General features: G+C 64.8%; 16 protein-coding genes and 2 pseudogenes. 7 read left to right on the top strand and 11 right to left on the bottom strand.

Features of this window, described 5'->3' with window-relative positions; all coding sequences use genetic code 11:
• The first annotated feature begins 39 nt into the window (after positions 1-39).
• The 3 genes from ACV22Z_RS29915 to ACV22Z_RS29905 are packed head-to-tail and all read left to right on the top strand — an operon-like array spanning position 40 to position 4,078.
• Positions 40-837 (top strand): potassium channel family protein, encoded by a 798-nt coding sequence (locus tag ACV22Z_RS29915; RefSeq protein ID WP_448079861.1) that lies wholly within the window; start codon positions 40-42, stop codon positions 835-837.
• Positions 834-2,567, top strand: a complete 1,734-nt coding sequence (locus tag ACV22Z_RS29910; protein ID WP_448079860.1) for a SulP family inorganic anion transporter — start codon at positions 834-836, stop codon at positions 2,565-2,567. Before ACV22Z_RS29915 ends, ACV22Z_RS29910 begins: the two co-directional genes overlap by 4 nt.
• A gap of 56 nt (positions 2,568-2,623) precedes the next feature.
• On the top strand, positions 2,624-4,078 hold the full coding sequence (locus ACV22Z_RS29905; protein ID WP_448079859.1) for a DUF2252 domain-containing protein: 1,455 nt from the start codon (positions 2,624-2,626) through the stop codon (positions 4,076-4,078).
• Between the two features lie 195 nt (positions 4,079-4,273).
• Here the strand turns inward: ACV22Z_RS29905 and ACV22Z_RS29900 are convergent.
• The 3 genes and pseudogenes from ACV22Z_RS29900 to ACV22Z_RS29890 all read right to left on the bottom strand — a co-directional run.
• Positions 4,274-4,483 (bottom strand): annotated as a pseudogene (locus ACV22Z_RS29900) (IS30 family transposase); the annotation flags it as partial.
• A gap of 195 nt (positions 4,484-4,678) precedes the next feature.
• A complete protein-coding gene (locus ACV22Z_RS29895) occupies positions 4,679-4,894 on the bottom strand; it encodes a DUF3820 family protein (protein WP_448079943.1) in 216 nt (71 codons plus the stop codon).
• A 269-nt stretch (positions 4,895-5,163) separates the two neighbouring features.
• A complete protein-coding gene (locus ACV22Z_RS29890) occupies positions 5,164-5,523 on the bottom strand; it encodes a septal ring lytic transglycosylase RlpA family protein (protein ID WP_448079858.1) in 360 nt (119 codons plus the stop codon).
• Between the two features lie 156 nt (positions 5,524-5,679).
• Here ACV22Z_RS29890 and ACV22Z_RS29885 point away from each other — a divergent pair.
• A pseudogene (locus tag ACV22Z_RS29885) lies at positions 5,680-6,020 on the top strand (transposase); the annotation flags it as partial.
• A 178-nt stretch (positions 6,021-6,198) separates the two neighbouring features.
• Complete coding sequence (locus tag ACV22Z_RS29880; RefSeq protein WP_448079857.1) at positions 6,199-7,386, top strand: TIGR03118 family protein; 1,188 nt, start codon at positions 6,199-6,201, stop codon at positions 7,384-7,386.
• Between the two features lie 119 nt (positions 7,387-7,505).
• Here ACV22Z_RS29880 and ACV22Z_RS29875 read toward each other — a convergent pair whose 3' ends face one another.
• Both ACV22Z_RS29875 and ACV22Z_RS29870 read right to left on the bottom strand, forming a co-directional pair.
• Positions 7,506-8,138, bottom strand: coding sequence for a malonic semialdehyde reductase (locus ACV22Z_RS29875; protein WP_448079856.1), 633 nt, complete (start codon positions 8,136-8,138; stop codon positions 7,506-7,508).
• A 391-nt stretch (positions 8,139-8,529) separates the two neighbouring features.
• Positions 8,530-8,772: a hypothetical protein gene (locus tag ACV22Z_RS29870; protein ID WP_448079855.1), complete on the bottom strand. Its 243-nt coding sequence runs from the start codon at positions 8,770-8,772 to the stop codon at positions 8,530-8,532.
• Between ACV22Z_RS29870 and ACV22Z_RS29865 the strand changes: the two genes are divergently transcribed.
• Complete coding sequence (locus ACV22Z_RS29865) at positions 8,765-10,885, top strand: S53 family peptidase (RefSeq protein WP_448079854.1); 2,121 nt, start codon at positions 8,765-8,767, stop codon at positions 10,883-10,885. The genes ACV22Z_RS29870 and ACV22Z_RS29865 overlap by 8 nt on opposite strands.
• 184 nt (positions 10,886-11,069) lie before the next feature.
• Here the strand turns inward: ACV22Z_RS29865 and ACV22Z_RS29860 are convergent, their stop codons facing one another.
• The 5 genes from ACV22Z_RS29860 to ACV22Z_RS29840 form a co-directional block, all read right to left on the bottom strand.
• Positions 11,070-12,872, bottom strand: a complete 1,803-nt coding sequence (locus ACV22Z_RS29860) for an FAD-binding protein (protein ID WP_448079853.1) — start codon at positions 12,870-12,872, stop codon at positions 11,070-11,072.
• Between the two features lie 71 nt (positions 12,873-12,943).
• Positions 12,944-13,786 (bottom strand): shikimate dehydrogenase family protein, encoded by an 843-nt coding sequence (locus ACV22Z_RS29855; RefSeq protein WP_448079852.1) that lies wholly within the window; start codon positions 13,784-13,786, stop codon positions 12,944-12,946.
• The gene (locus ACV22Z_RS29850) at positions 13,783-16,338 is read right to left on the bottom strand and encodes a branched-chain amino acid ABC transporter ATP-binding protein/permease (protein ID WP_448079851.1); all 2,556 of its coding nucleotides are present in this window, start codon (positions 16,336-16,338) and stop codon (positions 13,783-13,785) included. Before ACV22Z_RS29850 ends, ACV22Z_RS29855 begins: the two co-directional genes overlap by 4 nt.
• Entirely contained in the window at positions 16,335-17,204 is an 870-nt protein-coding gene (locus ACV22Z_RS29845; protein ID WP_448079850.1) for a branched-chain amino acid ABC transporter permease, read from the bottom strand. The genes ACV22Z_RS29850 and ACV22Z_RS29845 overlap by 4 nt, the downstream gene beginning before the upstream one ends.
• A 137-nt stretch (positions 17,205-17,341) precedes the next feature.
• Entirely contained in the window at positions 17,342-18,640 is a 1,299-nt protein-coding gene (locus tag ACV22Z_RS29840; protein ID WP_448079849.1) for an ABC transporter substrate-binding protein, read from the bottom strand.
• Positions 18,641-18,831: 191 nt separating this feature from the next.
• On the opposite strand from ACV22Z_RS29840, the gene ACV22Z_RS29835 reads away from it, so the two are divergent.
• Positions 18,832-19,881 (top strand): Gfo/Idh/MocA family protein, encoded by a 1,050-nt coding sequence (locus ACV22Z_RS29835; RefSeq protein WP_448079848.1) that lies wholly within the window; start codon positions 18,832-18,834, stop codon positions 19,879-19,881.
• On the opposite strand, the gene ACV22Z_RS29830 is transcribed toward ACV22Z_RS29835, so the two are convergent.
• A complete protein-coding gene (locus ACV22Z_RS29830; protein ID WP_448079847.1) occupies positions 19,878-20,798 on the bottom strand; it encodes an NAD-dependent epimerase/dehydratase family protein in 921 nt (306 codons plus the stop codon). The two genes, ACV22Z_RS29835 and ACV22Z_RS29830, sit on opposite strands and share 4 nt — an antisense overlap.
• Positions 20,799-20,864 lie beyond the last annotated feature (66 nt).

Genomic DNA, 20,864 nt, shown 5'->3' with positions numbered 1-20,864 from the left:
TCGCACTTGTCTCGATCACGCTGTCTACCCGAGGTAATGATGTGGATCTATCGCGTCGCTGAGCCGCGACTTGGAGTCATTCGCATGCGCGAATGGCGACGCCGCGCGCGCCATGCTGTCGGCCTTCTTGCTCTGCTGCTTGTCTGCTCCGCCACTGGGCTGGTCCTGCTCGACCAGTCCGATACTTCTCTCCCCAACAAAATTTTCACGGCGCTTTGGGACGGGGTCAATCTCGTCACGACGCTTGGTTCCTTTGCGGAATTCAATCAGCCCCAGAAGGTCTTCATGCTGCTGGCGATGATTGCCACGCTGCTGATCGGCGGATTTGCGGTCGCGAGGCTCACAGGCATGCTATCTGGCGACGATGTGATGGCTTATCGGGAGAACCGGATCATGGAACGCAAACTCGAAGAACTTGCTGGACATGTCGTCCTCGTCGGTTTTCATTCGCTTGGTGAACAGGTTGCCGAGCGATTACGCGAAGCGGGGCAGACGGTGCTCGTGCTCGTCGGCGATCAGGGCCAGGCCGACCGCGCGGCGGATTGCGACCACATGGTCGTGCTCGGTTCGCCCGATTCGTTCGACGATGTGCTCAGACATGCGCGGCTGGACACCGCCAAAGCCGTCGTCGTGACGACGCCCAACAGCAATAACAATCTGGCCATCACCTTGCTGGCGCATACGCTGAATGCCTCGCTCGCGATAGTCGTGCCCGGCGAAAACCCGCTGAGAAAGGAGCTGTTCGAGAGCGCGGGGGCATCTGACGTGGTCATTGCAGACGAGATCATTGCGGATGCACTGGTCAGCAAGCTCACAAAGATGGAGGCAACGCCATGAAGCCGGGGGTTTCGATGCAGTCTAATGCGCATCGCATGCCGTTCCTGCAGGGACTTCTGCCCGTCAATCCCGCACAACTGCCGCACGACGTCATCGCGGGGATCACGCTGGCGGCCCTTGGCATTCCCGAGGTGATGGGGTACACGAAGATTTCCGGCACGCCCACCGTCACCGGCCTCTATACGATCTTGCTGCCGCTGATCGCGTTTGCAGTCATTGGTGCGTCGCGTCAACTGGTGGTCGCAGCAGACTCCGCGACGGCGGCCATCCTCGCTGGCACGCTGACGGCCATCGCCGCATCGGGCAGCAAGGAATATGTCGGCCTCACCAGTACCGTGGCGCTGACGGTCGCCGTGATGCTCGTGATTGCCCGGATCTTTCGTCTGGGCTTTCTCGCAGACTTTCTTTCCCGCAGCGCCCTGATCGGCTTCCTGACGGGCGTGGGCGTGCAGGTTGCCGCAGGCGAGCTCGCCGGGCTAATCGGGCTTACGAAGCAGGGGCATGGGCCAATCATGCAAGTGGTATCGGTGCTGCAACGCGTCGCCGGGGCGAACCTGCCGACGACCGTGCTTTCGATTGCCGTGCTCGTGGTGATCGTCGGTTGCAAGCGGCTTGCGCCGCGGGCGCCGGGTGCGCTGATTGCCGTGATCGGCTCCATCGTGGCGAGCGCCGTGTTCAATTTCGCTGCGCATGGCATTGCGGTAACAGGTGAAGTGCCCGGCGGACTTCCGTCGCTGTACCTCCCGTCGTTGCATATGAACGAGATCAACCAGGTGCTGGCAACGGCCGCCTCGTGCTTCATCGTCATCATCGCGCAAAGCGCGGCGACGGCGCGCGCGTACGCCAACCGCTACAACGAGAAGGGCGACGACAATGCCGACATTATCGGCCTCGCGGCTGCGAACGCGGCGGCCGCGTTGACGGGTACCTTTGTCGTGAACGGCAGTCCGACCAAGACCGAGATAGTTGACGATGCGGGGGGCCGCACCCAGGCCGCCCATCTGACCACGGCCGTCATCGTGCTGCTGGTGCTGCTGTTCCTCACCAAGCCGCTCAGTCTTCTGCCTGCCCCCGTCCTGTCGGCCATCGTATTCATGATCGGCGTGAAGCTGATCGATGTGAAGGGCATGAAGGAACTCTATCGGATGCAGAAGGACGAGTTCGTCGTCGCGTTGCTCGCGGCGTGCGTGGTCGTGTTTGTCGACGTGATGCACGGCATTCTAGCTGCCGTCGTGCTGTCGCTGATTGCGCATGCGCGGCACAGCTACCGGCTGCGCACGCGCGTGTTGACCCGCAGCCCCGCCGGCCGTTGGATCACGCAGCATGTCGCGCCGAATGTGCTCGCGGCGCCCGGCATTGTCGTCTACCGGTTCGAAGCGGACCTGTTCTACGCGAACGCTGGCCGCTTCACGGACGAAGTATTGAAACTCGTCAATGACGCGAGCCCGCCGTTGCGCTGGGTGGTGATCGACGCATCGGAGATTAACAATATCGACTACACGGCGGGCAAGACACTGATCCAGTTGGGTGCGGAGCTCGACCGCCGCGGCGTGGGGGTAGCCGCGGTCGCGCTTCCGACGGGTGTGCGGCGTGAGATCGAACGGTACAAGGCACTGCGTGCACGCGGCGCCCATCGCGAGATCTTTGCGACAGTGGATGCTGCGATTGAAGCGCTGCGTGATCTTTCGCCGCCTGCATCAGCGCCTTCACCTGGCGCAAAACCGGAATGACGCACACGGAATGAAGCAGAGCTGCTTTGACATCGAATCGGAAAGAGGAGAGACACGTGTCTGAATCCGCTGCCGCAACGCGCAACGAATCTGCTGCGCAACGCCCTGATCCGAAGACCCTGTTGGTGCAAGAAGACCCGTCAACGCTATTTGCGGGGCGAGGCTCGTCGGCGGCGCGCATCGAGCAGGGCAAGGCGGCGCGCACAAAGGTGCCGCGCGCGAAGCTTGCCGACTGCACGATCGAGGATCGAGACCCCATCGGGCTGCTCGACGCGTCCAACGCGGGCCGGGTCGCAGAGCTGATACCCATTCGCTACGGGCGCATGGTCGCGAGTCCGTTCGCGTTCTATCGCGGTGCCGCGCCGCTGATGGCATATGACCTGTCGAAACTGCCGCATTCGGATGTGATCGTGCAACTGGGCGGCGATGCGCATCTGGCGAATTTCGGACTGTTCGCGAGCCCGGAGCGACGCGTTCTTTTCGGACCCAACGATTTCGACGAAACGCTGCCCGGCCCCTTCGACTGGGATGTGCGCAGGCTGGCTGCATCGTTCGTGATTGCTGCGCGCGAACGGGGATTTGCGACGCGTGACCAGCGCAGCGTGGTGCGCCGGCTGTGCGATACGTTCCGCCAACGGGTCGTTGACTTTAGCCGGATGGACACACTCGACATCTGGTACTACCAGTTCAAGGCGGCGGGCATGCTGGCCATTGCCGATTCGCCGGAGGAAAGAAGAAGAGAACTGGCCGTCATCGACAAGGCGAGACAGCAGTCGTCGCGCGCCCTGATGACTCACCAAACCGAACTGGTGAACGGCAAGCTGCGCATCAAGGACGTGCCGCCGCTCGTATATCACGTCCCATTGGAGAGTCCCCACGATCGCAAACAGTACGATGCGCTCGTACGGCGCTTCTTCGCCGACTACCGGTTGACGCTTCCCGACGACAGACGCGCGCTGTTCGATCGCTATGAACTGGTGGATGCTGCGATTCGCGTTGTGGGCATCGGGTCGGTAGGGACTCGCTGCTACGAGGCACTTTTCATGGCTGATGGACAGTGTCCACTGTTCCTGCAACTCAAGGAGGCCCGGGCTTCCGTACTGGAGGGTTATCTGCCGCCCAGCCGCTTTCCCAATCATGGCCAGCGCGTGGTTAACGGGCAGCGTCTGCTCCAATCGGCCAGCGACATCTTTCTGGGCTGGTCCAAGATGCGCCATACAGGCAATGATTTTTATGTTCGACAATTGCGCGACATGAAGGGCGCATTCGACTACACCACTTTCGACGTTGAAGATCTCAGCGAATATGCGGTTTCCTGCGCTCACGCGCTGGCCCATTCGATGGCGAAAGCGGGCGATCCGGCGCTGATCAGCGGGTATGTCGGTAAATCGGGTGCATTCGACGAGGCCATCGAACGATTCGCGCTCGCGTATGCGGAACAAAATGAGGCGGACTGGACGGTTTTGAAAGCGGCAGTCAAGGCAGGACGCATCCAGGCCATTCCTGAATGAGTCTGGAGCACCCCATTGGAGTGGCGCCGCGGCGTCAAACCTGATCGTTGGATGCTTCAGCGAGGTGCGGACATGACAAAGCTTCAGCGTCTCATCGTAAGCGTTCTTGCCTGTGTGTTGACCGCGTGCGCCAGCCTGCCGCCGCAGAGTAACCTGCCGTAAACTTTTGCGCTTCAGAACATGGAGTCCACAAGACTCGGCACGCTCGGCAAAGGTCAGTGCCAATCGTGAACGGCGCCGGTGCTTCGGCTGTATGCCGCCCGTTTCGGCCAGAATCCGTTGTACAGAGGAATGGTTCCGATCAAACAACTGAGCGATCTGCTGCAGTGACTCGCCCTTGCGCCAGCGCTCCCACATTAACGCTTTCTGACCGTCTGTATAGTAAATCCGCCGTCGCTGTTTCATTGCAACACGCCTTGCTGCCATGCAGCTTCAAGTGTGTTGCATCGGCGGGTTGAATCCGCATCTGACACCTGCCCTTGGAACTGCAACGGCTCCCCGGCAGCAACGGGTCGGTTGTCGCCGATAACGATCGGCGACAACCGACCAATCGATACGGGGGCCGGAGTGGCGCGCCGTGGCGATGGCGCCTGATTGGCGCTATCCGCGCTTGCGCAGCGGCTCGAGCAGGCCTCTCAGGCCGTTATGGTCAATCTCGTGCATCAGCGCGAGCAGCCGCCCGAGCTCGCCCGGCGGGAACCCTTCGCGGGCAAACCAATTAAGGTAAGGCCCGGGTAGGTCGGCGATGAGTCGGCCTTTGTATTTGCCGAAGGGCATGGTGAGGGTGACAAGGCGTTCAAGGTCTGGGGCTCGCATGGGGGTATTGTGCACGGCTTTCCGTTCCCGCACGCGCGGCACGGCGCTCTCACAGCGTGCAGACCGATCCAGCACGACTGAAGGTCGTGAAACCGGCTTGGCATAACGATCGGAATGGCCCATCGAGGATGCCCAGTGGCGGGAGGCGATCAACTCCTGCGCTCACGTGGCGCGGCACGTGGCCATCTCGAGCCATTTGCCAATCGACCCAGTTGGACACTCAGGCGTCATTGACATGTCCTTCAGGCGCGGGTTCTTCAGGCCAACCCTCACTTTCCCGTCGTCAAGATTCCGCCGCCGTCCGACTCCGTCTGTGGGTTCGCCGTACTCTCCACACGTTCAATCCGTACTTGCATCGACCGTGCGGCTGTCAAACCCAAGGTCTTCGCCGCGGCATATGAGAGATCGATAATTCGGTTCCTGATGTATGGTCCGCGATCGTTGATGCGCACGACAACCGACTTTCCTGTCGCCAACGAACTGACGCGCACATGGCTGCCGAGCGGCAACGTTCGATGGGCCGCCGTCAATGCGCCGCCGTCGTAGCGTTCTCCGTTGGCGGTCAGATGCCCCTGGAACGTTGCCGAATACCATGACGCCTCGCCGGATTGCAACATCTCGTGTCGCATGCGACAGGAATCCACTCTGCACGCAGCTTGTTCGGACGGAATCTGTCCGCAAGCAGCGAACAAAGCGCAGATTCCCAAAACTCCCAGATAGCGGAGTGACAGCACCATAGACCGCATCTCAATTAATCTTACTGTGTCAAATAATTCAATATAGCTGTCCGGATCGTGCTGGACAATCTGTCGTCCCGCACGCCTGCTGCACTATACCAAGCCCTGCCACCAGCAGAGGCAAGCCGCATCCTGCAGCGGATCGAATGCCACTACACCCCCAAGCACGCCGGTTGGCTCAACATGGTCGAGATCGAAATCGGTGTGCTGCGAAGTCAGTGCATGGATGGCCGCATCGACTGCCGCGACCGGCTGATCATCGAGGTCGCGGCCTGGAAGCAACTGCGAAACGCCTGCGGCGCTCGCGTCAACTGGATGTTCTCTACCGAAACGGCCCGGAAAAATTGGCCAATGCCTATCCCGTACCGACCACTAACAAACCGTCATAACTTCTGTGCAGAGGTACGAGTCGAAGGGCGGCGCTCGCAATCCTGTCGCGCCATTCGAGCAGTCGGTGGGCGGCATTTTTGACGACGGCGGGAATATCCGAGATGCGGCGAACGTTTAGCCTGCGGCGGCGCTATTGCGCCGCGCGATTTCTCACCAGTCAGACTGAGGAGGGGAGTCATGTCTTATGTCTCGTGGGGTCTCAAAGCGGCGGCGGTGATGGTCGTCGCCGCCGGTGTCACAATCGGGCATGCCGCCGACAATGATGCTTACGTCGTCACACCACTCGTGTCCAATCTGGCAGGCGCTGCGCCGAATGTCGACCGCGTACTGCAGAATGCGTGGGGTGTTGCATTCAGTCCGGCAGGTAGTCCATTCTGGATCAACGACAATGCCACGGGCTGCGCCACGCTGTATGACGGCGTGGGGACGAAGGTGGCGCTGCAGGTTGCCATCCCGCTGCCAGGCAACGTCATACCGGCCAGCGCCTGTCATCCCGTCTTGGCCAGCAATCCACCGAATCCCGCGCCTGCAGCGCCGACTGGCATCGTGTGGAATCCCTCATCGGCATTTCTCGTGCCCGGTACCAAGACCCAGGCCGCATTCATCTTCGCGACCGAGGACGGCACGATTTCCGCTTGGGCCGGTGGGTTGAGTCCGGCAACTAACGCGGTGCTCGCGGTCGATAATTCGGCTACGCCATCCGCCGCCAATGGGGCCGTCTACAAGGGGCTCGCCTTTGGCGTGAACGCGAACGGAGCCTTCCTGTTCGCGACGAACTTCCGCTCGGGTCACATCGATGTATTCGGGCCGAACGGTACGAACGGCATGTTTACGCCAGCGAAGACGGACGGCGGCTTCATCGACCGACGCATCCCGGCCGGCTACGCTCCGTTCGGTATTGCGAATATCGACGGCGACCTTTTCGTCACCTATGCGAAGCAGGACGATGCGAAGCACGACGACGTTGCGGGCAGAGGCAACGGATTCGTAGACGTATTCGATACGGACGGCCACCTGCTGCGCCGCTTTGCGACTCACGGGTCGCTCAACTCGCCGTGGGGAATAGCACGCGCATCGTTTGCGTTCGGCCGCTTCAGCGGCAAGATCCTGATCGGCAATTTTGGCGATGGCCACATCAATGTCTTTGACGATGCCGGCAGGTTTGTCGATCAACTGGAGAATGCGTCCGGCAATCCACTGGCTATCGACGGCCTGTGGACACTGACACTCGGTGGCGGCCGCGGCTCAAGCCCGGACACGCTGTACTTCACGGCAGGTCCGAACAAGGAAACCAACGGACTGTTCGGCACCATTACGCCAGTGATGGGCTCCAGGTCACGAGCGTCTGATCAGGACCAACAATAGGCCGGAACGTCTTCTTTGCAGTGGTCATGCAATTGGGCCCACATGCCGATCCATCGGCATGTGGGCCGTTTATACCCGGGCAAGCGACGGAGATCGGGCTCGCGAAGCCGGGTTCCTGGTCAGAGCAATTTGCAGGCCTCGTCAAAATCCAGGCGTGGGCTGCGCGGGTACAGCCCTGCCGGATCACCATAGCCCAGATTGCAGAGGAAATTCGACTTGATGTGGCTGTCGGGAAAGTACTCCTGCTGGAACGCGCCTTCCTCTACGCTCGCAGGAAAAAATTCATGGTCGACTTTTGCATGATCGAACCCGGACATCGGACCACAATCCAGTCCGAGCGAGCGGGCCGCCAGGATGAAATAAGCCCCTTGTAGCGAGCTATTGCGCCGTGCCGTGACCTCGGCCAGTTCCGGTGTGTCAGCGAACCAGGCTCGCGCATCTGCGTGCGGGAAGAGTTTAGGCAGCTTGTCATAGAACTTGCCGTCATAAGCGATGATGGCAGTCACCGGTGCGCTCATCGTCTTGTCGATATTGCCTGGTGCCAATGCCGGCAGAAGTCGTTGCTTCGCTTCCTGGGTGCGCAGGAACAGAATGCGTGCCGGGGAGCAGTTTGCGCTCGTTGGACACCACTTCATCAGCTCGTAGAGTTCGCGCAATGTGTCGTCGCTGACCGTCTTGGGCAGCCAGCTATTGTAGGTTCGAGCCTGACGGAACAGCAGATCCATCCCGTCTTCATTCAATCGCTTGTCCATATTTGCCTCCAAACGGACACAGATGTTGCCAGTCGCCTTCCTGCATCAACAACCACGAATTCGTGAAGGGCGGTACGCCATCCAGGCGTTTCGTGAACATCACGCAGCTGGTCATCGATGATCTGAGCGCAGCCCCGTTCGGGTGTTATAGACGTACCACGCGTCGTTCATGGAGAAATTTGCGCGGCCGGCTGCGAACATTTTTCCGCAAGCCGACGCGTGTTCGACTCCCGGCGATAACGGGCCGCACTTTGGGGCGACGGAGTGCGAAGGTCTCACCCCGCTCGCGCATCGGAAAGATTGATTCCCGGCACCGATGGCTTGTTTCGGAACTGAAACAACTCCCGTGTTTTTGCCCGGCCTTGCATGCCAGGGGATGGGCGAACCGCAATCAAATCATTCGGTTACCCGTGCATGGCATGAACGATGCGTGCTCGCGCAGATGGGGCCGGAACTCGACTTGACCCAACCTGCCTGGCATCGGCAATTCGCCCGTTGCGGGCAGGGTTCCGCTCAACGCGAGCTCGCTCGCACTGCGCACGACTTCTTGGTTTTTTTCCGGAGCGGCGTGGCTGGGGCATCCAACGACGAAGGCAACCAGGGAAATCGGCTTCCAGGAGAAGATCATGCTCAAGAAACTGAAATCGGAAATCCTGATACCGCTGCTCGGCATTCTGCTCGTCATGGTTCCCGGCTTGCCCCAGGCAAGAACGGTTTCGCCTTCTCGACTCGTTACCCAGATCATCGACGAGCGCCAGACGGTGGAATTGCCCGGCAATATCCGTCACGAGGCAACCGCCGGCAACGATCGCGGCCGGGTTGACGACAACCTGGTTCTGGAGCACATGCAGTTGCTCCTCAACCGCCCTGCGGAAACCGAAGCCGCGCTCGATCGGTTCATCGATCAGCTCTACGATCCGAATTCACCCAATTCGCATCACTGGCTCACCCCGGAACAGTTTGGAGCCGAGTTCGGTCCCGCGAAAGAAGATGTCGCCGTGGTCACGGATTGGCTGGGCCGTCATGGCTTTACCGTCAACAACGTGCAAAAGAATGCGATGGTGATTGATTTCTCGGGAACGGCCGAGCAGGTTCGCCGCACGTTTCAGACCGAGATCCATAAGCTCGATATCAACGGCATGGCCCACATCGCGAACATGAGCAATCCGCATGTTCCGCAGGCGCTCGCCGGTATCGTGCGCGGCGTCGTGTCCTTGCATGACTTCCGCCCCCACGCGAACTTCAAGCCAAGGCGGGCTTATACGATCCCGTCGTTGTACGCGACGTACAACGCAGTCGTCCCGGCCGATCTTGCGACCATCTACAATCTGCAGCCGCTGTTCTCGGCCGGAATAACCGGCAACGGGCAGACGATCGGCGTCATCGAAGATACAAACGTGTACAGCATGGCGGACTGGACCGCATTCCGTTCGACCTTCGGCTTGTCCAACTACAAGACAGGCTCGCTGTCGCAGGTGCACCCCGGCAATTGCGCCGACCCCGGTGTCGTCGCCGGCAACGAGATGGAGGCCGAACTCGATGCCGAATGGGCTAGCGCGGCTGCTCCGGGCGCAGCCATCGTGGTCGCGTCATGCCAGGACACCAGCACCATGTTCGGTGGGCTGATTGCACTTCAGAACCTGCTCAACAGCGAGAGCGCGCCGGCTATCGTCAGCATCAGCTACAGCGAATGCGAGGCAGAGAATGGCGCGGCCGCCAACGCGGCCTACAATGCCGCGTATCAGCAGGCGGCCAGCCAGGGCGTTTCCGTGTTCGTGGCGGCCGGCGACGAGGGGGCAGCCGGCTGCGATCCGAATGTATCGACCGCCACGCACGGCATCGGCGTCAACGGCCTTGCGTCGACACCCCACAACGTGGCTGTCGGCGGCACCGACTTCGGCGACACCTACGCCGGGACAAACTCGACCTATTGGAGTTCGACCAACAGCTCGACTTACGGCTCGGCGCTGTCATACGTCAACGAAATTCCATGGAACAACTCCTGCGCGAGCACGCTGCTCGCCGCAGCATACGGCTACAAGACGACGTACGGACCGGCGGGCTTTTGCAACAGCTTGTACGGCCTGTCGCTTTATCAGACCACGGTGAGCGGCAGCGGAGGACCAAGCGGCTGCGCGACGGGTGTTCCGCAAAAACAGGGCATCGTCGGCGGCACGTGCAAGGGCTACGCCAAGCCATCCTGGCAGGCGTCTCTCGTCGGCAATCCGTCCGACCAGGTGCGCGATCTTCCCGATGTTTCGCTATTCGCTGCCGACGGCGCGTGGGGACACTTCTACGTGTTCTGCGACTCCGACACCGCTGATGGCGGCGTCGCCTGCACCGGCGAGCCGAGCGGCTGGGCGGGGGCGGGCGGGACTTCATTTGCGTCGCCGATCTGGGCTGGATTCCAGGCGCTCGTCAACGAGAAGATGAACGCCAGGCAAGGGAACCCGAATCCGGTTCTCTACCGGCTCGCCAGAACGGAATATGGGGCTCACGGCAGCAGCAGCTGTAATTCGAGCAACGGCAGGAATGTCGGCAGCAGCTGCATTTTCTATAACGTCACGCAGGGTGACATGGACGTGAACTGTACGGGTTCGACGAACTGCTATCTCGGGGGCGGCGTCAGCGGGGTGCTCTCGACGACGAGCAACAGCTACCGGAAAGCCTTCGGCGCCGGGGTCGGCTGGAACTTCGCGACCGGCATCGGCACGGTCAATGTGACGAACCTGGTGAAAAACTGGTGAACCGCGGATCGCACAGCGGTGCGGCATCGTATGCGAACGGTGCCGCTTCGCCAGCCGCCGGCTCCATCCACATCGACATGGCAACGTGACGCCGCCGAAGCGAGGGGCCAGCACATCGGACTCCTCCTCGGCGTATTGAGCCGGCGCGGCGCCTGCATGCTGGAACGCGGTGCCGGAACGTCCGTCAGCCGTGCGGGTTCTCGCACGTCGAACGGCGCGGCGTCGCGCCTGCGGGCGACGTGCCCGTCGAAGCCGCATCGCGTCGCGCAGCGAACTTCGCGATACGCCAGCCGAACACGATGGCCGGGCCGAGCGTCGTGCCGGGGCCGGGGTAGGTGCCGCGGAAGATCGATGCGAGATCGTTTCCGCACGCGAACAGGCCGGGAATCACGCGCCCTTCGACATCGAGCACCTCGCCATTCGCCGTGCCGCTTAACCCCGCGCTGCACGCAAGATCGGCGGGCCACACGGTCACCGCATAGTATGGCCCCGCGCCGATGGGCCGGACGCACGGATTCGGCTGTTGCGCAACATCGCCGTTGAAGCGGCTCATCGGACTGCTGCCGCGCTGGAACGCCGGATCCTTGCCTGCTTCGGCATCGCGGTTGTAGGCCGCGACCGTGCGCGCGAGACCGGTCGCGTCCACCTGCAGCTTCGCCGCCAGTTCGGCCAGCGTCGCGCCCTTGACCAGATAGCCGGCACGTTCGAAATCGGCGATGCGGGCCGCGCTGCGTGCCGGCATCAGCAGGCCGAGACCATAGGTATGAACGAACGCCGCATCGACGATCAGATGGGCCGGTACGCTCGGCCCGTTGCCGTCGTCGCGCAGCATCCCCATCACGAAGTCGTGGTACGAGTTCGATTCGTTGACGAAGCGTTCACCGCGGCGGTTGACCGCGATGAGGCCGGGCTTCGCGCGGTCGAGAATGATATGCGGCCACACGCTGTCGCCGTTGCCGTTGCCGCTGTTGTCTGCGCCCGGTGCGCGGCGGATCGAGCAGGGCATCCACAGGCCGGGGCTGTCGCCGCCGTTCTCGACACGCGCGTTGACGCGCAGCGCGCGATCGACACCGTCACCGGTGTGGGTATCCGGCGAGAGCGACAGCGGGCGCGCGGCGGCGGGAAAGAGCTGCGGGCGCAACGTCGGATGACGCGCGATGCCGCCCGTCGCGAGCACCACGCCGCGCCGCGCGCCGATCCGCTTGCGGCCGCCGTCCGGCGTCGCGACGATCGCGCCGGTGACGCGGCCGTTCTCTCGCACCAGTTCGAGCAGCGGCGTGTCGAAGCGGACCTCGACGCGGCGTTTGCACAGGCTGTAATAGAGCCGAGCGGCGAGCGCGTTGCCCATCACGAGCTGGGTGCCGCGCGGAAAGCGCAGCCGGTCCATCGCATAGCGGCCCACGACCGCGATCGTGCGTTTGAAGTTCGCGACCGACGCGAACGGCGCGAGCAGCGCGTCGAGGTCGTTGCGGGCAACCATCATCCCGCCGAGGCCCATGAACTCCTTGCGCGGCGGCCGTACGCGTGCGAATGCGCTGCCCAGCACGCGCGCATCGAACGGCGCGGGCACGAGTGCGCGCCCGCCGTACGCCGCGCCGGGCCCGTTCACGTAATCGGGGTGCGCGGCGGCGGCGACAAACTTCACGTCGCTGATGCGCGCGAGTTCGTCGATGGCCTCGGGGCCGCTTTGCAGGAACGCTTCGCGCGCGTCGTCGCCGCCGCGTGCACCGACCACCGATTGCAGAAAGCGCCGCGCATCGTCGACGCTGTCGGGCACGCCTGCGTCGACGCTCAGCCGGGTGCCCGGCACCCACGTCGTGCCGCCCGACGTGGACGTGATGCCGCCCACCGAACCGGTTTTTTCGCACACGAGGACGGCGAGCCCCTCGTGGTCCGCGACGAGCGCGGCAGTCATGCCGGCCGCGCCCGCGCCGAACACCAGCAAGTCCACTTCTTCGTCCCAGCCTTGTTCGATGACCGAACCCATGTCCACGTCTCCTTCGTTCCGTCCCGCCGTGTGTCCGGATTCGACGCGCGGCGAATGATGTGTTGATGAGTTCATGCGGCGCCGTCCGTCAGGAACGCGACCATGCGGTCGCAGACGCGCGCGAACATCTGCGTGCCCGTGACGGTTCGGCAGCCGCGTGCGCGCGCCGCTTCGATGAACGGCGTGAGCGGCGGCTTCGTGACGACGTCGCCGACGAACGTGGTGGCGGGCAGGCGCGACACGTCGACAGGCAATGGATCGTCCGCGCGCATGCCCATCGGTGACGCATTGACGACCACGTCGAAGGATTCGGGCGCGACGTCCGTGGCGGCAACGCGTACCGTGCCGGGCCGCAGCGTCGAGAGCCGATCGACGAGCGAGCCGGCGCGCGCGGCGTCGTTGTCGCGCACGTCGACGGACGCGACGCCCGCCGTCACGAGCGCGTGGCCGATCGCCGAGCCCGCGCCGCCCGCGCCGACGAGCAGCGCGCGCTTGCCGCGCAGGTCGCAACCTTCGTCGGCGAGCGCGGCGACGAAGCCGGTGCCGTCGAACATGCCGCCGTGCCAGCCGCCGTCGGCCGTGCGGCGCAACGTATTCACCGCGCCGAGGAATGCGGCTTCGTCGGACATGCTGGTGCAGAACGCGGCGGCGCTGAACTTGTGCGGCACGGTGACGATCACGCCGTCGACGTTGCGCATCGGCGACACGCCCGCGAAGAACGCCACGAGGTCGTCCGGCGCGACGTGCGCGGGGACGACGAGCGCATCGAGCCCGGCCTCGCGCAGCGCCGCCGTCATGCCCTTCGGCGAGCGAACCTGCGCGATCGGATCGCCGACGATGAAATGGATGCGCGTCGCGCCGCTCAGGCCTTCGTCGAGCGAAACGGGGATGGCCGGGGTCAAGGGGGAAGTCATGCTGTTTTCATCTCCAGGGTAGAACCGGCATCGTCATGCACGATGCCGAGCAATCTTGCTTGCGTGGCCGCGTCCTGTTCGAGCGCGGCCGCGCTGCTTTCGTGGGCGACGCGGCCGTTGACGAGCACATACGCACGGTCGGCGATCGGCAGCACCATGTCGGCCTGGTGCTCGACGATCACGACGCTCGCGCGCGCGCGCAGCTTCACGACGGCATCGAGCACTTCCTGCACGACGGCGGGCGCGAGCCCTTCGAACGGCTCGTCGAGCAGGATCGCCTTCGCGGGCGCCATCAGCGCGCGCGCGATCGCCACCATCTGCCGTTCGCCGCCCGAAAGATGTTCGGCGCGCGCGTCCTTGCGCGTCGCGAGGCGCGGGAACAGCGCGAACATCTCGTCGACGCTCGCACCGCCCTTGCGTGCGGCAAGTCGCAGGTTTTCGGCGACGGTGAGGTTCGGAAACAGGCGGCGACCCTCGGGCACCATCGCGAGGCCGAGGCGGTTGATCTCGTGCGCCGGGCGGCCGGTGATGTCGTGGCCGTCGAACGTGATGCGGCCGGCCGTGATGTCGGCGACGCCGGTTGCGGCGCGCAGCGTCGTCGTCTTGCCGACGCCGTTGCGTCCGAGGATCGCGATCACTTCGCCTTCGTGCAGCGTGATGTCGATGCCGTCGAGGATCGTGTTGCCGGTGTAGCCCGCCTTCACGCCTTCGAGACGCAGCAGCGGGCGGCGCGCGGCCGCGGCATCGCCGCCACGCGCGTCGTCGCGTGCGGCCAGCCGCGCATCGACCGGCCGTTCGCCCTTCGCATGGCCCAGGTAGGCTTCGATCACTTCGGGGTGACGCGCGACTTCGGCCGGCGAGCCGTCCGCGATCAGCCGGCCGCGATGCAGCACGCTGACGCGGTCGGAGATCGTCAGCACGCGATCGATGTCGTGCTCGATCAGCAGCACCGCGTGATGGTTTGCCAGTTCGCGAATGATGGCGGCCACGCGCGCGCGATCGGCTTCGGCGAGACCCGCGAGCGGCTCGTCGAGCAGCAGCAGGCGGGCCCGGGTTGCGAGCGACAGCGCGATTTCCAGCAGACGCTGCTCGCCATGCGACAGGCTTTCGCACGCATGCGCCGCGCGCTCGACGAGCCCGACCGCCGCGAGCAGTGACCAGGTTTGCGCATTCTGTTCGTCGAGCGTGTGCGCGTCGCGCCAGAGGCCAAGGCGATCGTGCTGCGCGGCCTGCACCGCAACCCGCACGTTCTCGAACACGGTGAGGTTGCGGAATACGCTGAGAATCTGGAACGAGCGGCTCATGCCCAGCCGCACGCGGCGGAACATCGCGAGCTTCGTCACGTCCTGGCCGTCGAACGTGATCGTGCCGGCCGTCGGCCACAGCACCCCCGTCAGCATGTTGAAGAACGTGGTCTTGCCCGCGCCGTTCGGGCCGATGAAGCTGTGCAGGCGGTACGGGTGGACGTCGAGGTCGATCTGCTCGGCAGTCACGAGCGAGCCGAAACGCTTCGACAGGCCGCGCACGCTCAGCACGGGCGTATCGGGATCGGAGTCGATACGGCTCGCGCGATACGGCGCGATCACGTCCGGGCGCGCGGGAATCGTGTCACGCACGAGCGTCCAGCCCGGGCGCCGCAGCAACCGCTGCACGATGCCCTGGATGCCCTCGGGCGAGAAGAACGCGAACGCGATGATGATCGGCGCGAAGATCAGCCACCAGTGTTCGGTCAGGCTGCTCAGCTTGTCCTCGAGCAGGATGAATGCAATGGCGCCCCACAATGGCCCGAGGAACTGGTGAACGCCGCCGAGCACCGTCATCAGCAGGCTGTCGCCCGCGTGTTCCCAGCTCAGGTTGTTCGCATAGGCGCCCTGCAGCATCAGGCACAGCAGGCCGCCGGCGTAACCGATCACGGCCGCCGAGATCACGAACGCGCGCAGCTTGAGCCGATAGGTGTCGTAGCCGAGGCTCGCCGCGCGCTGCTCGTTGTCGCGCAGCGCCTGCAGCGCGCGCCCGAACGGCGCGTGCACGATGCGCCACAGCACATAGGCGACGGCGATCACCGTCACGCACGCGAACACGTGGAAGCCGGCGGTCGTCGAGAAGGTGGGGCGCGGCACGTTCTGCAGGCCGTTTTCGCCGCCGGTCACGTCGGTCCACTTGAAGGCGATCTCGAATGCGATCTGCGTGCAGGCGAGCGTGAGCAGCGAGAAGTACAGCCCGCGCCGGCGCAGCACGATCGCACCGATCAACGCAGCCAGCGCGGTCGTCACGATCACGCTGGCCGCGAGGGCGAGCACTTCGTTGCCGAGAACACGCAGCAGCGAAACGGCGACCAGGTAGGTGGCCGTGCCGAAGAACACCGAGGCGCCGAACGGCACGAGCCCCGTGTACGCGACGAGCAGGTTCACGCCCATGCCGTACAGCGTATAGATCGCGATCTGCGTCGCGCGTTCGAGCGGCGTGCCGGTGGCGGTGAGCGCGAGCGACACGACGATCAGCGAGGTAGTCAGCACCGCGACCGGGTGCCGGGTCAGATAGCCGAGTTTCATTCGAAACGCTCCCACCGTTCACCAAACAGCCCGCGAGGGCGCACGAGAAGGACGACGGCCATCAGCACGTACATCGCGACCGACGAGCCTTCGGGAAAGAACTGCACGGCCAGCGCGGTCACGATGCCCACCAGCAGGCCCGCGACCACGGCGCCCGCGAACGAGCCGAGGCCGCCGATCGTCACGATCACGAATGCGGGCATCACCGCGGCCGTCGCCATGCCGGGCGTGACCGTGAGCAGCGGCGCGGCCAGCACGCCGGCGGCGCCCGCGAGCAGCGCGCCGAGCGCGAACGCGCCGGTCAGCACGCGCGGCAGGTTGATGCCGAGCAGGCCGACCATTTCCGGGTCGCGGCTGCCCGCGCGCAGAATCCGCCCATACGGCGTGTAGTTCATGAACCACCACAGCGCGGCGAGGATCGCGATCGTCGCGGCGAGCACGAACAGCCGGTACTTCGTGATCAGCAGCGGCCCGTATACGAGAAAGCCGTTGAGCGCATCGGGCGGGCTGAACGGCAGGCCGCCCGCGCCCCAGACGAGGCGGGTCAGCGCGGTGAGCAGCAACGACAGCGCAAACGTCACGATCAGGCTGAGCAGCGGCTCCTTGCCGTACAGCCGCCGGATGAAGACCACCTCGATCAGCACGCCCACCGCGGCGACGAGCACCGGCGCCAGCACGACGGCCGCCCACCCGAACTGCGTCGACAGCGCGATCGCGAAATACGCGCCGAGCGCGAACAGCGCGCCATGCGCGAAATTGACGATGCCGAGCAGCCCGCAAATGATCGACAGTCCGATCGCGAGCAGTACGTAGAGAAATCCCAGCACCAGTCCGTTGGCGACCTGGGACAACACCATTTCAGCCATGCCCATACTCCAGATTGCGGCGCGCCAGGGCCGCGCCGCGGCCCGTCGGAACGGGGCGAGCGGCGGGCCGCGACGCGCGCGGGATACGTTTTTGGCTTGCCGGCCCGTGCGCCGCGCCGGTGCGGCGGCGCACGGCGTCAGCGCGCAGCCATCGTGCAACCGATCTCCTGGCGCGTGCCGTAGAGGCGGTCGAGTTCGGCGGGGTTTTGCGGCACGACCGAGATCGGGTCGAGCCAGTCCCATTTGTCGCTGATCCGGTCCTTCACCTTGAACACGGTCCAGCGCCGCAGCATCTGGTGGTCCCACGGGCGGAAGTGCGCGGGGCCGCTGCCGTCGCCGAATTGCACGGTCTCCAGGCTCTGCACGATGTCCGCGCCGGACGTGCTTTTCGCCTGGTTGATGGCCTGCAGCAGCGCGCGGGTCGTGAACCAGCCGATCCATGCCTTGTCAGCGGGCGGCTTGCCGTACTTCGCCGTGTACTTCCTGACGAATGCGACTTCGTCCGGCGAATGCCCGGGCGAGCTGAAGTGCCAAGGCTTGCCGTAATAGCCGGTCGCGGCATCGACGCTGATCGACCAGAGATCCGAATCGCCGATGATCGGGCAGGCCACCGGAATCCGGCCTTTCATGCCCATTTCCGCGTATTGCTTCAGGAACGTCGACAGGTCGCCGCCCGGCAGCCCGAGCAGCACGACGTCGGGTTTCGACTGGCGGATCTTCAGGATGAACGAGCTGAAATCGGTCGTGTTGAGCGGCGTGACGTCGGCGCCGGTGATCGAGCCGCCGGACACCTTCAGCAATTCGGACATCGAACGCTGGATGTCCTGCCCGTACGCATAGTTCGCGACGAGGAAGTGCCACTTCTTGCCGATCGCGAGCAGCGACGGCGCGAGCGCGCGGCAGGTGACGGGCGTCGGGCTCAGCACGCGGAACGTATACGGATTGCAACTGCTGCCGGTCAGCTCGCGCGCGGCGGCGTTCGGCGCGATATAGGGCGTCTTCGTGCGCCACGCGACCGACGACATCGCCAGCGACGTGCCGCTGTTCGTGCCGCCGATCACCGCGATCGCCTTGTCTTGCTCGACGAGCTTCTGCATGTTCTGCTGCGCCGACTGCGGATTGGGCTCGTCGTACCACACGAGGTCGACGCGTCGGCCGCGCGCCTGGTTGCCCGCCTCGTCGAGCGCGAGCTTGACGCCGTTTGCGATCACTTCGCCCTGTTCGGTCCACACGCCTTGCTTGGCCATCAGCAGCCCGAGCTTCAACGGCTGTTCGCCCTGTGCGCGCACGATCGCGGGCGCGGCCAGTGCTGCCGCGCCGCCCGCGAGCGCCTTGCCCGCGGTCACGAGCCACGCGCGGCGCGACAGCGCCGGGCTGTCGGGCTCGCCTGCCCGATGGCTGGAAAGGTTGTCGTCCTGCTGGTGCTCGTCAGTCATCTGTCTCCGCTCCTGTTCCCGGTGGATGGTTCGTCCGGCGCGCGCCTTCGCGACACGCGTCGAAATTTTTTATGAACTCTAGTTCAAACTGGAATAGGATTCAACAATCAAAGACGATTTCAAGAAATCGGGGTAATCACCGGGTTGGTCCCCCGACGCGAGTCGTACAACCCGAACATGGAGATGAAGAGATGGCAAGGAGACGGCTGGCAGTGATCGGCGCAGGCGCGATCGGGCGGATGCATGTGGAGCGCGCGCGCGTGCATCCGCAGGCGGAAGTCGTGGCGATTGCGGACCCGTCGCCGGCGGCGGAGCAGTTCGCGCGCGCCGAGGGGCTGCGCTGGTTCGCCGATTACGCGGTGATGCTCGACGAGACGCGTCCGGACGGCGCGATCGTCGCGACGCCGAATGCGACGCACGTGGAGGTCGGCCTCGCGTGCATCGCGCGTGGCGTGCCCGCGCTGATCGAGAAACCCGTGTCGGACAGCGTGGAAGCGGCGGCCAGCCTGAGTCGCGCCGCGCGCGAAGCCGGCGTGCCGCTGCTGGTCGGCCACCATCGCCGCCACAATCCGATCCTGCGGCGCGCGCGCGAGATCGTGCAGTCCGGGCGGCTCGGCAAGCCGGTCGCGGCCAATGCGCTTGCGACGTTCTACAAGCCCGACGCGTATTTCGACGTCGAATGGCGCCGTCGTGCGGGTGGCGGCCCGGTGCTGATCAACCTCATTCACGACATCGACATCATGCGTTTCCTGCTCGGCGAGATCGTCGAGGTTCAGGCGCAGGCGTCGAATCGCGTGCGCGGTTTCGACGTGGAGGACACGGCCGCGGTGCTGCTGCGTTTCGGCAGCGGCGCGCTCGGCACGCTGGCCGTGTCGGACTGCGCGGCGTCGCCGTGGAACTGGGATCTGGCGGCGAGCGAGGCCGCGCACTATCCGCGGCAGCAGGTGAACACCCATTTCCTGATCGGCACCGATGCGTCGCTCACGCTGCCGCAGCTCGATCTGTGGGAGTACCGCAGCGGGAAGGGCTGGCACGAACCGTTGACGGTCGAGCGCTGCACGCCGCACGGCGCGGATCCTTACCACGAGCAGTTGCGCCACTTCGCGGCCGTGATCGCAGGTGACGAAGCGCCGCTGTGTTCCGCCGACGACGCCGCGCGCACGCTCGCGGCGACGCTCGCCGTGCACCGCGCGGTGGCGGCGCGCACGGGTGTTCCACCCGCGGACGTCGCCGTCGCCTAGCCGCGGGTTCCGGCGCGTGCCTCGCGCGCGTGGCGGTAGAACGCCATGGTCTGCCGCAAGCCGTCGTCGAGTGCGGTTCGCGGCAGGCCGGGCAGCAGGCGCGCGAGCGCGGGATCGTCAGGGAACGCCGTCGCGATCGGCAGCGGCGGTCCGTCGGCGTCGATGCGCGCGTCCGGCGCGATGGCCGCGATCCGCTCGATCAGCGTGGTCACGGGGGTGATCTCGCCCGCCAGCGTGAATGCGTGCGCGCCTTCGATCTCGTGCAGCAGCGCGGCCTCGTAAGCGGCCGCGACATCGTCGGCGAACACGAGGCCTGTCGTGCCGCTGAACGGGATCGTGTAGCGCTCGCCGCGCACGGCCGCCCGGCATGCCAGGCTCGGCCCCGCGCTCGACCCCGTCTCGCGTCCGGCGCCGTAGACCACCAGCGGACGGAAGCCCACGCTCGCGATCCCGTGGTCATGCCAGTACGCGCGCGCCGAGCCTTCGCACGCCAGCTTGAACGCGCCGTAGTGCGTTTGCGGTAATGGCACGGCGCCGTCATCCGGACCGAATACGCCGGCACTGCTCGCGTAGAGCACGCGCCGCAGCCCGGCCGCGCGGGCGGCCTCGAACACGTTCAGCGTGCCGATCAGGTTGACCTGCGCGCCGCGCACGGGATCGCTCGCGCAGCCGGGCGTGAGGATGCCCGCGAGATGGATCACCGCGTCGCAGCCGTCGAGTGCGCGCGTCGTGGCGGCGGCATCGGCGATGTCGCCGGTGCGCCATTGCACCGTCGCGGCGCGCTCGGGCGCGAGCGCATCGACGAGACGCGGGTTCGCGCACATGTCGAAGCTCACGCATTCCATGCCGCGCGCCAGCAGCCTCTTGATGATCCACGCGCCGAGAAAACCGCTGCCGCCCGTTACCAGTACCCGCATTGTCGTGCCTCCTTGTCGTCACAAAGTCTTTGCGAAACTCGATATTGTGGAATAGTATTCCACATC

Source organism: Burkholderia sp. PU8-34 (assembly GCF_053427725.1).
The sequence above is the reverse complement of the archived record's forward strand: the minus strand, read 5'-3'. Positions and strand labels throughout refer to the sequence as shown.

What these genes read in the sequence shown, in the direction of transcription:
- ACV22Z_RS29850 (WP_448079851.1), bottom strand. Translation starts at nt 16,338, where the DNA reads ATGAAACTCGGCTATCTGACCCGGCACCCGGTCGCGGTGCTGACTACC.
- ACV22Z_RS29855 (WP_448079852.1), bottom strand. Translation starts at nt 13,786, where the DNA reads ATGACTTCCCCCTTGACCCCGGCCATCCCCGTTTCGCTCGACGAAGGC.
- ACV22Z_RS29915 (WP_448079861.1), top strand. Translation starts at nt 40, where the DNA reads ATGTGGATCTATCGCGTCGCTGAGCCGCGACTTGGAGTCATTCGCATG.
- ACV22Z_RS29910 (WP_448079860.1), top strand. Translation starts at nt 834, where the DNA reads ATGAAGCCGGGGGTTTCGATGCAGTCTAATGCGCATCGCATGCCGTTC.
- ACV22Z_RS29875 (WP_448079856.1), bottom strand. Translation starts at nt 8,138, where the DNA reads ATGGACAAGCGATTGAATGAAGACGGGATGGATCTGCTGTTCCGTCAG.
- ACV22Z_RS29835 (WP_448079848.1), top strand. Translation starts at nt 18,832, where the DNA reads ATGGCAAGGAGACGGCTGGCAGTGATCGGCGCAGGCGCGATCGGGCGG.
- ACV22Z_RS29880 (WP_448079857.1), top strand. Translation starts at nt 6,199, where the DNA reads ATGTCTTATGTCTCGTGGGGTCTCAAAGCGGCGGCGGTGATGGTCGTC.
- ACV22Z_RS29890 (WP_448079858.1), bottom strand. Translation starts at nt 5,523, where the DNA reads ATGCGACACGAGATGTTGCAATCCGGCGAGGCGTCATGGTATTCGGCA.
- ACV22Z_RS29845 (WP_448079850.1), bottom strand. Translation starts at nt 17,204, where the DNA reads ATGGCTGAAATGGTGTTGTCCCAGGTCGCCAACGGACTGGTGCTGGGA.
- ACV22Z_RS29830 (WP_448079847.1), bottom strand. Translation starts at nt 20,798, where the DNA reads ATGCGGGTACTGGTAACGGGCGGCAGCGGTTTTCTCGGCGCGTGGATC.
- ACV22Z_RS29865 (WP_448079854.1), top strand. Translation starts at nt 8,765, where the DNA reads ATGCTCAAGAAACTGAAATCGGAAATCCTGATACCGCTGCTCGGCATT.
- ACV22Z_RS29840 (WP_448079849.1), bottom strand. Translation starts at nt 18,640, where the DNA reads ATGACTGACGAGCACCAGCAGGACGACAACCTTTCCAGCCATCGGGCA.
- ACV22Z_RS29860 (WP_448079853.1), bottom strand. Translation starts at nt 12,872, where the DNA reads ATGGGTTCGGTCATCGAACAAGGCTGGGACGAAGAAGTGGACTTGCTG.
- ACV22Z_RS29895 (WP_448079943.1), bottom strand. Translation starts at nt 4,894, where the DNA reads ATGCGAGCCCCAGACCTTGAACGCCTTGTCACCCTCACCATGCCCTTC.